We start from the raw sequence: 13,969 nt of genomic DNA, 5'->3' as shown, positions 1-13,969 counted from the left end.
CACCAGGGCATACGCGCTTCAATCACCTGCCATCCAGCGTGCCAGGCCATGTCGTCCGCTGACGCCCAGTTTGGCGGTAGCGCGCTTGAGGTAGGTCTCCACCGAACTGTTCTTGACCTTGAGGCGCTGCGCCATTTCAGCCACGGTGCCACCGGTCAGCAAGCCCAGGCAGACTTCCTGCTCGCGTGCTGAAAGTGTGACCGAGTCCTGTGCAAGCCTGCCACTGAATGCCTGATCCAGCGAGCCAGGCTCAGGTTCGACGCGGGTGGCGTTGTTGCTGGACTGAGCGAGGCTCTGCGCGTGGTGCTCGACCAGCGGCAACAGCGTGTCGGAGAGGCTCTTGAGTAGCGACAATTCTGTCAGGGAAAACGCCCGCAACGCAGCCAGCCGATAAAAGCAGATGATCAGCCGACGTTCGCCGTGGCTGGACACCAGATTGCACTGGTGGGTGTTGTGCTGAGGATGTTGCGCGCTCAGCGGGGTCTTGAGCTGAATCAACAACGGGTCCTGCATGTGCAGAATGCTGGGTAGCAGAGGATGGCCGGTGGCCTCGCTGCCGGGAGGGTCATGCTTCAGGCCCGCACTGCCCAGCGGATTGATACGACTGATGCTGCTCTCGCGCAGGTCCAGCGTCCATTCACTGAGGCCAAGCCCGTGAATGGGCACCAGCGAATCCACCAATTGCAGCATGTGCCCGGCAAAGGTGTCGTCGCCCGTACTGGACACCAGTTTGGCCAGTTGCAGATAAAAGCGTGGGTCGTCGTGGTACTCGAAATGTTGCGCCGTGTTCATCTTGAGCTTTCCTGATTCCGACCGCGCAAAAACGGACCATGTCGACTGCTGCGCGGCAACTACTGATTGCACTTACTGATAAGCCTGATGATGGCACTTGGTCTCCGGGTATTCAGCCTAACCTTTCATCCTGCGTCTGTAACAAAAAACAGGGACAGGATTGCAATCCGCTGAAAGTGTATCTGCGGTGGCATTTGGCCGTACGGCACTGTCCGGGTTAAAGGGGCCATACACATGTGGGACGGCAGTGCTTAATCCGCTGCCTACCCGCCAAGAAGGATCTTGAGCCATGCTCGCCTCCAGCGCCGCAACCTACCCATTGACCGCTGCTCAGCGCGACGTCTGGCTTGATCAGATCAGTCGCGGTGAGTCCCCGCTTTATAACATCGGCGGCTACCTGCAACTGTCTGGAGCGGTCGACCCGGCGACCCTGCACAAGGCGCTGGAGCAACTGGTTTGCGCACATGAAGTGCTGCGCACGGTCCTGATGCCCGGTGCCGGAGCGGACGGCATGCCGCTTCAGTCGTACGCGCCTTGCCTGCCGGTGTCCTTGCCGTTGCACGACGTCAGCGGTCACTCAGAGCCTGAACAGGCAGCGCGAGCACTGATCAATGACAACATGCGCCGCCCGTACGTGCTGGATGGCAGCCCATTGCTCGACTTCTGCCTCATCCGTCTGGCTGATGATCAGCACTGGCTGGCAGGTCAGGCCCACCATCTGATTCTCGATGGCTGGGGGTTTGCGCAGTTGTTCAAGTCCCTCGGCGAGCTTTACAGCGCGTTGGTCGCAGGTAAAAACCCCGAACTGCTAGCACCGGGGTACAGCGCCTTCATTGCCGACGACGCGCGGTATCAGGCGTCGCAACGCTATTCGCTGGACAGAGCCTATTGGCTGGAAAAATACCGTGATTTGCCGGAGCCGTTGCTGGTGTCGCGCTATCACAACCGTCGTGCGACTGACCCGGCGCCATCCCACGCCTGGGTGCAGCCGCTTCCCGGTACCTTGCATGCGCGCATGAAACAATTTGCCGAGCGCCACAATGCGTCGGCGTTTCATGTATTGCTGGCGGTTCTGCATGTCTATTTCACGCGCACTGCGCAACGCGACGAGTGGATTGTCGGGCTGCCGCTGCTCAATCGCAGTGGCGCGCGCTTCAAGGCGACGCTGGGTCACTTCGCTCAGGTCAGTGCCGTGCGCATGGCCTTCGCCGAAGAGCTGGACTTCGGTGCCTTGGTGGTCGAGGTGCGCGACGCACTGAAACGTGACTTCCGTCACCAGCGCTTCCCCTTGAGCGAACTCAATCGCACCCTCGAATTGTCACGTGAGGGAAGGGCGCAACTGTTTGAAGTGTCGGTGTCCTACGAGCTGGAAGACCATGGTTACTGCTACGCCGATGCGCAGGCACAGACGGTAAAGGTGTCCAATGGCTACGAAGCGACGCCGCTGGCCGTGCACTTGCGCAGCAACAGTTGCAACGACGATGCCTCGCTGCACCTGGTTCATCACCGTGCCTGGATCGAAGATGACGAGGCTTCGGCGATTGCCGGGCGTTTGCTGCACATTCTGGAGCAAGGGCTGGAAAACCCGGCGCTTAAGATTCAGGACTTCCAGCTGTCTGCACCTGCCGAGCAATTGCAACTGCAGGTCTGGAATCAGACTGAAAGCGTTGCGGGCGACGAGCAACTGATTCATCGACGCATCGAACAGCAGGCCCGTACTCGCCCCTATGCCGTGGCGGCGATTTTTCAGGGGCAACACCTGACCTACGCGCAACTCAACCGTCAGGCCAATGCTCTGGCTCAGCGTCTGATCTACCAGGGCGTATGTCCTGACGATCGCGTGGCAATCGTTTCGCGCCGTGGCCTGGAAACCCTGGTAGGGCTGCTGGCCGTTCTCAAGGCGGGGGCGGCTTATGTGCCCATCGACCCGTCGCACCCGCGCGAACGCCTGCACTATCTACTCAGTGACAGTGCGCCGGTGGTGGTGCTGACCCTGTCTTCGCTGATCGAGCGTCTGCCGCCGCTGGCAGTGCCGCTGATCGAGCTGGACCATTGCATCGACGGCCAGGGCGCCGAGAACAATCCGCAGGTAGCGGGGCTGGGCAGCGACAATCTGGTCTACGTCATTTATACCTCCGGCTCCACTGGCCAGCCCAAAGGCGTGATGGTGGAGCACCGAACCCTGGCCAATCTGGTTGACTGGCACTGCCAGGCGTTCGATGTGAAGGCGGGCAGTCATACCTCCTGCCTGGCCGGCTTCGGTTTCGATGCGATGGCCTGGGAGGTCTGGCCGACTCTGTGCGCTGGCGCAACCCTGCATGTGGCACCGGTCCAGGAAGGGGGCGAGGACATTGAAGCCATGCTCGACTGGTGGCGCGCGCAACCGCTGGACGTGAGCTTTCTTCCCACCCCGGTGGCCGAGTACGCCTTCAGCCAGGATCAGGATCATCCGACGTTGCGTACGCTGCTGATCGGCGGCGATCGCCTGCGGCAGTTCACCCACAACCGCCGTTATGCCGTGGTCAACAACTATGGTCCGACCGAAACCACCGTTGTTGCCACCTCCGGTCAGGTGCTGGCCACCGGCTTGCTGCACATTGGCGGCCCCATCGCCAACACCCGTGTCTACGTCCTCGACAAGCACTTGCAAGCGATGCCCGTCGGTGTACCCGGTGAGCTTTACATTGGTGGTGAGGGTGTCGCACGGGGTTATCTGAACCAGCCGCAACTGACCGAGGAGCGCTTTGTTGCCGACCCGTTCAGCGATGTTGCACAGGCACGCATGTACCGCAGCGGCGATCTGGTGCGCTGGAATGGTGATGGAACTCTGGATTACCTGGGCCGTAACGACGATCAGGTGAAGATTCGTGGCATGCGCATCGAGCTGGGCGAAATCGAGTCGGTGCTGGCCACTCTGGAGGGTGTGAAAGACGCGGTTGTGCTGGTTCGCGATCTGCATCTGCTGGCCTGGTTCACTGAAACCGCCACGGTCGACACCGACACGCTGGCACCGGCAATGCGTGCACGCCTGCCGGGCTACATGGTGCCGCGCGCGTTTACCCGGCTGGCGTCGCTGCCATTGACGGCCAACGGCAAACTTGACCGCCGTGCGCTGCCCGATCCGGACCCGGTGTACCTGCTTGGCAACGCTTATGAAGCACCGCAGGGCGAAGTGGAAATCGCCATGGCAGCCATCTGGGCACAAGTGCTGGGCATCGGGCGCGTAGGACGGCATGACAACTTCTTTGAACTGGGCGGCCATTCCTTGCTGGCCGTCAGCCTGGTCGAGCAACTGCGCAAGGCCGGACTCAAGGCGGATGTGCATGTGCTGCTCAGCCAGCCGACACTGGCTGCTCTGGCGGCATGTCAGACGGACGTCAGCGCCTTCAAAGTGCCGGCAAACCTTATTCCGGCAGGCTGCAAGCAGATCACTCCGGGCATGTTGAGTCTGGTGGCGCTCGAACAGTCAGCCATTGATCGCATCGTCGCCAGCGTGCCGGGTGGTGGTGCTGCCAATGTGCAGGATATCTACCCGCTGGCACCGTTGCAGGAAGGTATTCTCTATCACCACCTGACCGCGGAACAGGGCGACCCCTATCTTCTGCAATGGCGTCTGGCGTTCGATACGCCAGAGCGTCTGTACAGCTGGGCCGCGGCCTTGCAGGAAGTCATTGACCGTCACGATATCCTGCGCACCTCGGTGGCGTGGCAGGGTCTGGAAAGCCCGCAACAGGTGGTCTGGCGCAATGCCGAGCTGACGGTTCAGGCCATCGAGTTCGAGGCCGAAGACCCCGAATCGGCTGTAATCGATCGCCTGCAACGCCAGTTTGACGCCCGTCATCATCGACTGGATCTGACCCAGGCACCCTTAATGCGTCTAGTGCATGCCCAGCAATCGTCGAACGGCGAAACCGTCGCCATTTTGCTCTTTCACCATCTGGTACTGGACAACACAGCGATGGAGATCGTCAGCCGCGAGATGCAGGCGTTGCTGTTCGGCCACCGCTATGACTTGAAGGCGCCGGTGCCGTATCGCAACTACGTTGCGCAAGTACGCCTGGCCAATGACGACGCAAGCCACACAACGTTTTTCACTGAAATGCTCGGTGACGTCGATGAGCCCACCCTGCCTTTTGGTATACAGGACGTGCATGCCGACGGCAGTGGCATTGAGGAGGCGCGACGGGCCCTCGACCCTGAACTGGCCCTGCGCCTACGCGAACAGGCACGCCAGCTCGGGGTGAGCGCTGCAAGTCTGATGCACGTTGTCTGGGCGCGGGTTCTGGGCGTGCTCGCCAATCGTCGCGACGTGGTATTCGGCACTGTGTTGCTGGGCCGCATGGGCGGTGAGGGCGCCGATCGGGCGCTCGGTGTATTTATCAATACCTTGCCGCTGCGCGTGGATACGGCGCAGGACACTCGTCCAGCCGTCAAGGCGGTCCACGCTAAGCTGTCTGCGCTGATCGCTCACGAGCAGGCTTCGCTGGTACTCGCTCAGGGCTGCAGTGCGGTGGCATCGGGTTCCCCGTTGTTCAGTGCCTTGCTCAATTATCGCCACAGCGGGGAGGTGAAACCGCAGGACGGTGAAGGGCTCTGGCAAGGCGTGCGGGTGCTCGGTGGTGATGTACGCAGCAACTATCCGTTGACCCTCTGTGTGGACGATCTGGGCGAAGGTTTCGACCTGCATATGCTGGCGCAGCAGGGTATGGGAGCCGAGCGTATCGCTGGCTGGGTGCTCAACACGCTGGAGCATCTGCTGGACACTCTGGAACAGGCGCTGCCGCTGCGGCTGGAAAACGTACCGATTCTCGACGCGGCAGAGCGCAACCATCTGTTGCTCGATTTCAACGGCAGCGAGCAGCCGTTCCCGCAGGGCCGCACCGTCAATGCGTTGATCGAAGCGCAGGCCGCCAGCCAGCCGCACAGCCCTGCGGTGATTCAGGGTGGTCATGTACTGACCTACGCTCAGCTCAACGAGCGCGCCAACCGCCTGGCCCACTATCTGATTGACCTGGGCGTCAAAACCGATGAGCGCATCGCCCTGTGCCTGCACCGTGGTCCCGAACGCCTGGTTGCCATGTTGGCGGTGCTCAAGGCCGGTGCGGCCTACGTGCCGGTCGACCCGGTCTATCCGGCTGAGCGTATCGCCTACCTGCTGCAGGACAGCGCGCCCCGCGTGGTTCTGACTGAAAACTCGACCCATGATCTAGCCGGCGATACTGCCCGGGTGAACATCGAGCAGGCTGACTGGCTGGATTCTTCCGGCAATAACCCTTGCGTTGCGGACCTTGATGCGCAAAAACTGGCGTACGTCATCTACACCTCCGGCTCCACCGGCCAGCCCAAGGGCGTCATGGTCGAGCACTGCACGCTGGTCAATCTGGTGCACTGGCATTGCCAGGCGTTCGCTCTGCAGGCTGGCAGTCACACGGCGAGCGTCGCCGGTTTCGGCTTCGACGCCATGGCCTGGGAAGTGTGGCCGGCGCTGTGTGCCGGTGCGGTACTGCATCTACCACCGGCCGAGGTCGGCAACGAGCACGTCGATGAGTTGCTCGACTGGTGGCTGGAACAGCCACTTCAGGTCGGTTTCCTGCCGACCCCGGTGGCCGAACAGGCCTTCAGACGCCCGCGCCAACACCCGACGCTGCGCACGCTGCTGATCGGCGGCGACCGCTTGCGCCAGTTCGACAGCGACCCTGGCTTCGCCGTGATCAACAACTACGGCCCGACTGAAACCACCGTGGTGGCGACCTCTGGTGCCGTTCAGCCGGGCGGGCCATTGCATATCGGCACCCCGATCGCCAACACTCGCGTGTATGTGCTGGACGAGCAGTTGCAGCCGGTGCCCATAGGTGTTGTCGGCGAGTTGTACATCGGTGGTGCGGGGGTTGCCCGTGGCTATCTGAATCGTCCGCAAATGACCGAAGAGCGTTTTATCGCCGACCCGTTCAGTGCCGCAACGCAGGCGCGCCTGTATCGCAGCGGCGATCTGGTGCGCTGGAATGCCGATGGCAGCCTCGACTACCTGGGACGCAACGACGATCAGGTGAAAATTCGCGGCATGCGCATCGAACTGGGCGAAATCGAGTCGGTTCTGGCCAGTCAGGCTGAGGTGCAGGACGCTGTGGTGCTGGTGCGCGGTGAACGTTTGCTGGCCTGGTTCACCGAAAACGCTCCCGTCCAACCCGAAGCGCTGCGCGAGGCGTTGCGTGCACGCCTTCCCGCGCACATGGTGCCGCTGGCCTTCACACGCCTGGACGCGTTGCCGCTGACCAGCCATGGCAAGCTTGACCGTCGTGCCTTGCCGGACCCGGAGCTGGAAGCGCTGACCAGTCAGGCCTACGCAGCACCCGTGGATGCAACTGAAACCCTCATGGCTGATCTCTGGGCACACGTGCTTGGCCTGGAAAAAGTCGGTCGCCATGACAACTTCTTTGAGCTGGGCGGCCACTCGCTGCTGGCGGTCAGTCTGGTCGAGCGTCTGCGCAATGCCGGGCTCAGCGTCGATGTACGCGTCCTGCTCGGCCAGCCGACCGTCGCCGCGCTGGCCGCGTCGGTGGGCAAAGGGCGTGAAATCCCGACGCCGCTCAATCGCGTTCCCGCCGGTTGTACACACATCACGCCGGACCTGCTGAGCCTGTCACAGCTCGACCAGACGACCATCGAGCGTATTGTCGCCACGGTGCCTGGCGGAGCGGCCAATGTTCAGGAAATCTACCCGCTGGCACCCCTGCAGGAAGGCATTCTCTATCACCACCTGACTGCCGAGCAGGGCGACCCGTACTTGCTGCAACTGCGCATGAACGTCGACAGCCCGGAGCGTCTGGAGGCAGTGGCCGCTGCCTTGCGCAAGGTCATCGCGCGGCACGACAGTCTGCGCACGGCGATCGTCTGGGAAGGGCTGGAAACGCCGCAACAGGTGGTCTGGCGCCAGGCGGATCTGCTTGTTGAACGGGTGACACTGGCGCAAATCGACACCCCGGCGGGCGCGGCACGCATGGACTTGAACTGTGCGCCGCTGATCCGTCTGGCCTACTGCCCGGACCCGACCGGCCCAGGCCTGTCGGCAATACTGCGCTTCCATCACATTGTGGTAGACGCCACCGCGCTCGAAGTCATGCGTGAGGAAATGCTCGCCGATCTGCGCGGCGAGCCGGGCCCGACGCAGCCCGCCGTGCCGTATCGCAACTATGTGGCCCAGGCACGTCTGGGTGTCAGCGAAGCGGAGCATGAGGCGTATTTCCGCGAACAACTGGGCGATATAGACGAGCCGACGTTGCCATTCGATCTGCGCGATGTGCAGGGTGACGGCAGCTGCATCGAGGAAGCCCAGCAGGTGCTGCCCGATGCGTTGCTACAGCGCCTGCGCAGTCAGGCGCGGCAACTGGGTGTCAGCGTCGCCAGCCTGTTGCATCTGGCATGGGCGCGGGTGCTGGGCGCGGCCACCGGCAATGACCGCGTGGTATTCGGCACTGTGCTGCTGGGTCGCCTGCAGGGCGGTGCGGGTGCCGACCGTGGTATGGGCATGTTCATCAATACGCTGCCATTGCGGGTCGATCTGGGCAACCTCAGCGTGCGCGACGGCGCACGCGCCACGCATGCCCGACTGGCAGCACTGCTTGGCCATGAGCACGCATCCCTGGCTCAGGCACAGCGCTGGAGCGGGGTGGCAGCGCCATTGCCGTTATTCAGTGCAATTCTCAACTATCGACACGCCGCAGGCCAGGCGCGACAGGATGCGCAGCTCGACGCATGGCAAGGCCTGGAGATTCTGACCAGCGAGAAGCACACCAACTACCCGTTGAGCCTCAACGTCGACGATCTCGGCGACAGCCTGCGCCTGAGCGTTACCGTGCCACCTCGGGTAGGGGCGCAACGTATCTGTGCTTATGTACAGCAGACGCTGACGGCCATGCTTGACGCCCTTGAAGGCCAGCCGGATCTGCCGGTGCAGCATCTGTCGGTACTCGGCGCTGAAGAGCGGCAGCGCTCGCTGGTCGAGTTCAACGCCACGGCGATCCATCACGATCTTCAGCAAACCCTGCACGGGCTGTTCGAAGCCCAGGCGGTGCGTACGCCGCAGGCGATAGCCCTACGCGCCGGGCGTGCACAATTGAGCTATCGCCAGCTCAACGAACAGGCCAACTGCCTGGCGCATCACCTGATCGATCTGGGCGTGCGGCCTGATCAGCGGGTTGCGATCTGTGTCGAGCGCGGCCTGTCGATGGTGATCGGTCTGCTGGCGATCCTCAAGGCAGGTGGCGCTTACGTACCACTGGACCCGAGCTACCCGCGCGAACGTTTGCAGTACATGGTCAAGGACAGCACGCCGGTCGCCTTGCTGGTACAGGCCGGCACCCGCGATCTGCTTGACGACGAGCACGCGCTGCGGATCGATCTGGACAGCGTGACCTGGGACGCCCAGCGTGATCAGAATCCGCGCGTTCCCGGTTTGACGGCGGAGCATCTGGCGTATGTGATTTATACCTCGGGCTCCACCGGTACGCCGAAAGGGGTGATGGTCGAGCACCGCAACGTCAGCAACCTGGTGCAGTGGAGCTCGGTGTTGTGCCCACCGACCTCGGGCACTGTCATGCTGCAAAAGACCCCGATCAGCTTCGACGCCTCGGTCTGGGAGATTTTCTGGCCACTGAGCAGCGGTATTACACTGGTGCTGGCGCGTCCTGATGGCCAGCGTGATCCGGCGTACCTGGCGCAAGTGATTCAGGAGCGCCAGGTCAGCGTGGTGCAGTTCGTTCCTGCGTTGTTGCAGCAGTTCCTCGATCTGCCGCAGAGCAGCGCGTGCAGCAGCCTCACCGACGTTGTCTGCGGGGGCGGTGAGCTGACCGTGGATATGGCCGCACAGCTGCGCAAACGTTTGCCAGAGGTACGCCTGCACAACGTGTATGGCCCGACCGAAACCACAGTCGATTGCAGTGTCTGGACGCTAAGACCCGACGAAGCCGTGCCAGACAGTGCGTTGCCTATCGGGCGTCCGATCAGCAACACGCGGCTTTACGTGCTCGACGCCCATGACCAGCCTGTACCGCAGGGGGTTATCGGCCAACTGCATATCGGCGGTGCCGGGGTGACGCGTGGCTACCTGAACCTGCCAAAGACCGATGCCGAACGGTTTATCGACAGCCCTTTCGTAGCAGGCGACCGCCTGTACCGCAGTGGCGATCTGGTACGCCAGCGCGCAGACGGCAACCTCGAGTTCCTTGGCCGCAATGACGATCAGGTGAAGATCCACGGGTTGCGTATCGAACCGGGCGACATTCAGGCCTGCCTGATCAGCCACCCGGGTATCGAACAGGCGGTCGTGCTGGTGCGCGACGAGCAACCAGGCGGGCAGCGGCTGGTGGCCTATTACACCGGCACACAGCTATCGGTCGAGACCTTGCGTGAGGTGCTGCGTGCGCAGTTGCCGGATTACATGGTGCCCGCACTGTTCGTGCATCTGGATGAAATGCCCCTGAGCCCCAACGGCAAGCTGGATCGCAAGGCGCTGCCTGCGCCAGGACAAGATGCGCTCCTGACCCGCCCTTATGAAGCACCGCAAGGCGAAACCGAAGCCTTGCTGGCCAGGCTCTGGAGCGAACTGCTAGGGGTCGAACAGGTAGGCCGTCACGACAACTTTTTCGAGCTGGGCGGTCATTCGCTGCTGGCGGTGAGCCTGACTGCGCGCCTGCGCCAGGAAGGCATCGAGGCCGATGTCCGGGCGCTTTTCGAACAACCTACGCTGGCGGGCTACGCGGCCATCACAGAGAACATGGAGATTACCCTGTGAGCATCAACGAACTTTTGGCGACACTCAAAGCTCACGAAATCCACCTGACGGTCAAGGACGGTCAATTGGTGGTGCAGGGCAATCGCCGTGCCTTGACCGAGAACGGGCTGCTGGAACATCTGCGCGAGCATAAGCCGGCGCTGATCGAGCTCATCGAACAGGGCGATTATCAGAACGGCAAGCGCGGCGCACCGGCATTGCCAGCCAACGGCATCGAGCAGGGTTGCGAGCGAATCACTCCCGAAATGTTGACGCTGGTAAAGCTCGATCAGGCGGCTATCGACCTGTTGATGGACGCGATACCGGGAGGTGCCGCGAATGTCCAGGACATTTACCCGCTGGCGCCGCTGCAGCAGGGCATTCTTTATCACCACGTCACCGCCACCCAAGGCGATCCCTATGTCATGCAGGTGCAATTCGCCTTTTCTGATCAGGCGCGTCGGGACGCGTTCGCCGAGGCGCTGCAAAGCGTCATCACCCGGCATGACATTCTGCGCACCTCAATACACTGGAAGGGGCTGGAAACCCCGTTACAGGTGGTCTGGCGCCACGCTGAACTGAAGGTCGACAGCTCGCCGCTCGCGGCAGACCTGACGATGGACCTGGGCCAGGCACCACTGATGCGTCTGGTCTGCCATGCACCCGTGGCAGGTCAGCGGGTCGAGGCTACGTTGCTGTTCCACCACATTGCCATGGACCACAGTGCCCTTGAGGTGGTGCGCCATGAAATACAGGCCTGTCTGTCGGGGCAAGCCGAAATGCTGGGTGTACCGGTACCGTTTCGCAACTATGTCGGGCAAGCACTGCTGGGCGTCAGCGAAGCTCAGCACGAAGCGTTTTTCCGCGAGATGCTGGGTGATCTCGACGAACCGACACTGGCCTACGGCCTGCAGGATCTGAGCGGCGAGGGTGATGCGATCGAAGAGCACAGCGTCACGCTCGATCAGCAGCTGTGTCTGCGCCTGCGCGCCCAGGCGCGAACCCTGGGCATCAGTGTCGCCAGCCTGTTTCATCTGGGCTGGGCACGGGTGCTGGCGGGCCTCGCCGGGCAGTCGCGGGTAGTATTCGGTACCGTGCTGATGGGGCGCCTGCTGGGTGCCGAGGCCACAGAACGGGCGCTGGGCATCTTCATCAACACATTGCCGCTGCGCCTCGATCTGGACGAGCAAGGCGTGCAAGCCGCAGTGCGCGCCACTCACCAGCGCCTGACCGCGCTGATGCGCCACGAACACGCACCGCTGGCACTGGCGCAGCGCTGCAGTGGGGTAAAGGCGCCGACGCCGTTGTTCAACGCATTGCTCAACTACCGCCACAGTGCACCGGCGCAAGCGTCCGGTGAAACATGGCAAGGCATTGAAGTGCTGCAGGCTCAGGAGCGCAGCAATTATCCGCTGGTGCTGAGCGTCGATGATCTGGGTGAAGCCTTTGGCTTGACGGCACAAACCGCCGCAGGCATCGACCCGCAAAGCATTTGCGCTTACATGCAATGGACCATGGAAAGTGTGGTCGATGCGCTGGAGCAGACGCCGCAGATGTCGGTCGATCAGCTTGATATCGTGCCCGCCAGCGAGCGTGCGCAGCTGCTGCTGGATTTCAATGACCGACGTGCCGACTACGAACGCAGGCTGACGACTCATCAGCGTATTGAGCTGCTGGCAGAGCAGCAGCCTGACGCTATTGCCGCACAGGTGGGCAAACAACACCTGAGCTACCGCGAGCTGAACGCACGCGCCAATGCGCTCGCCGATCATTTGATCAGTCTTGGGGTACAACCCGATGACCGCGTGGCGGTGGTGGCGCGGCGTAGCCTGGAGACGCTGGTCGGCTTGCTGGCGGTGCTCAAGGCCGGTGCAGGCTATGTGCCGGTCGATCCGGCGCACCCGGACGAGCGCATTGCCTATCTGCTCGGCGACAGCGCGCCGGTTGCGGTATTGGCTCAACCAGTCTTTGTCGAACGCCTGCAAGGGTTGGGCTTGCCGGGATTGAACACCCCACTGATCGAACTGGACCTGGCAAACTGGCCCGAGCAGCAAGACAACCCTCACGTCGACACGCTCGACTCGACCCATCTCGCCTACGTGATCTACACCTCGGGCTCGACCGGCCAGCCCAAGGGCGTGATGGTCGAACACCGCACACTGAACAATCTGATCGACTGGCACCGTGAAGCCTTCGATCTGCGTGCGGGCAGCCATACCGCCAGTGTGGCGGGCTTTGGTTTCGACGCCATGGCCTGGGAAATCTGGCCGGCCTTGTGCGCCGGGGCGACGCTGCACCTGCCACCGGCCGAAATCGGCAATGAGCAGCTCGATGCGCTGCTCGACTGGTGGATCGCCCAGCCATTGCAGGTCGCTTTTCTGCCCACACCGGTGGCCGAATACGCCTTCAGTCGCAATCTGCGTCATCCAACCCTGCGCACGCTGCTGATCGGCGGTGACCGGCTGCGCCAGTTCCATCGCGATCCGGGCTTTGCGGTGATCAACAATTATGGCCCTACCGAAACCACGGTGGTCGCCACCTCCGGTCGTTTATTACCCGACGGCAGCCTGGACATCGGCAAACCGGTCGCCAACACCTCGATTTACCTGCTTGATGAGCGGCAACAGCTGGTCCCGCTCGGTGTGCCGGGCGAGCTGTATATCGGTGGCGACAGTGTGGCGCGTGGTTACCTGAATCAGCCGCAACTGACTGCCGAACGCTTTGTGCATGATCCGTTCGCCGGGCAACCACAGGCGCGCATGTACCGCACCGGCGATCTGGCACGCTGGAATGCCGATGGCACGCTGGAGTACCTGGGTCGTAATGACGATCAGGTGAAAATTCGTGGGGTGCGCATCGAGCTGGGAGAAATCGAAAACCAGTTCAGCCAATTGCCGGGTATCGAGGAGGCACTGGTCCTGGCTCGCGAAGATGAACCGGGGCAAGCGCGGCTGGTGGGCTACTTCACGGAGCGTGCTGGCGCTGCCTCCTGCACCGTGGAGCAATTGCGTACCGCGCTGCTGGCGCGCCTGCCCGGTTATATGGTGCCCGGCGCATTGGTGCGCCTGGACAGCTGGCCACTGACGGCCAACGGCAAGGTCGACCGCCGTGCCTTGCCGGTACCCGATCGCACCGCGTTGTCGACCGGCGAATATCAGGCCCCGCAAGGCGATCTGGAGAGCGCACTGGCCCTGATCTGGAGCGAATTGCTGCAGGTCGAGCGCGTAGGGCGTCATGATCGTTTCTTTGAGCTGGGCGGTCATTCGTTGCTGGCCATGCGCATGGTTTCTCAGGTACGTCAGCGCCTGTCACTGGAACTGGCCCTTGGCGACCTGTTCGCCGACAGTTCACTGATCGCGGTCGCACACTGCCTGAGCGCTGCCGCGCGCAGTCAGTTGCCGGTCATCG

Annotated in this window: 3 protein-coding genes (1 of these 3 running past the window's edge); 2 read left to right on the top strand and 1 reads right to left on the bottom strand. The window is 62.5% G+C overall.

Going from position 1 to position 13,969, the window contains the following annotated elements; translation table 11 throughout:
* Window positions 1–18: 18 nt before the first annotated feature.
* The gene (locus JOE34_RS18915) at window positions 19–792 is read right to left on the bottom strand and encodes a LuxR C-terminal-related transcriptional regulator (protein WP_003395460.1); all 774 of its coding nucleotides are present in this window, start codon (window positions 790–792) and stop codon (window positions 19–21) included.
* A 289-nt stretch (window positions 793–1,081) separates the two neighbouring features.
* Between JOE34_RS18915 and JOE34_RS18910 the strand changes: the two genes are divergently transcribed.
* Together JOE34_RS18910 and JOE34_RS18905 are read left to right on the top strand one after the other, a co-directional pair.
* Window positions 1,082–10,582, top strand: coding sequence for a non-ribosomal peptide synthetase (locus JOE34_RS18910; RefSeq protein WP_209996456.1), 9,501 nt, complete (start codon window positions 1,082–1,084; stop codon window positions 10,580–10,582).
* Window positions 10,579–13,969 carry the 5' portion of a non-ribosomal peptide synthetase gene (locus JOE34_RS18905; RefSeq protein WP_209996446.1) on the top strand. 14,390 nt of this gene lie beyond the right edge of the window, so only the first 3,391 of its 17,781 coding nucleotides appear in the window; it begins with the start codon at window positions 10,579–10,581; its stop codon lies off the right edge, out of view. The genes JOE34_RS18910 and JOE34_RS18905 overlap by 4 nt, the downstream gene beginning before the upstream one ends.

Source organism: Pseudomonas sp. PvP028 (genome assembly GCF_017832255.1).
GTDB classification, from domain to species: domain Bacteria; phylum Pseudomonadota; class Gammaproteobacteria; order Pseudomonadales; family Pseudomonadaceae; genus Aquipseudomonas; species Aquipseudomonas syringae.
The sequence above is the reverse complement of the archived record's forward strand: the minus strand, read 5'-3'. Positions and strand labels throughout refer to the sequence as shown.

Excerpts from the sequence above, each read along its gene's own strand:
- JOE34_RS18910 (WP_209996456.1), top strand. The coding sequence starts at position 1,082 with ATGCTCGCCTCCAGCGCCGCAACCTACCCATTGACCGCTGCTCAGCGC.
- JOE34_RS18915 (WP_003395460.1), bottom strand. The coding sequence starts at position 792 with ATGAACACGGCGCAACATTTCGAGTACCACGACGACCCACGCTTTTAT.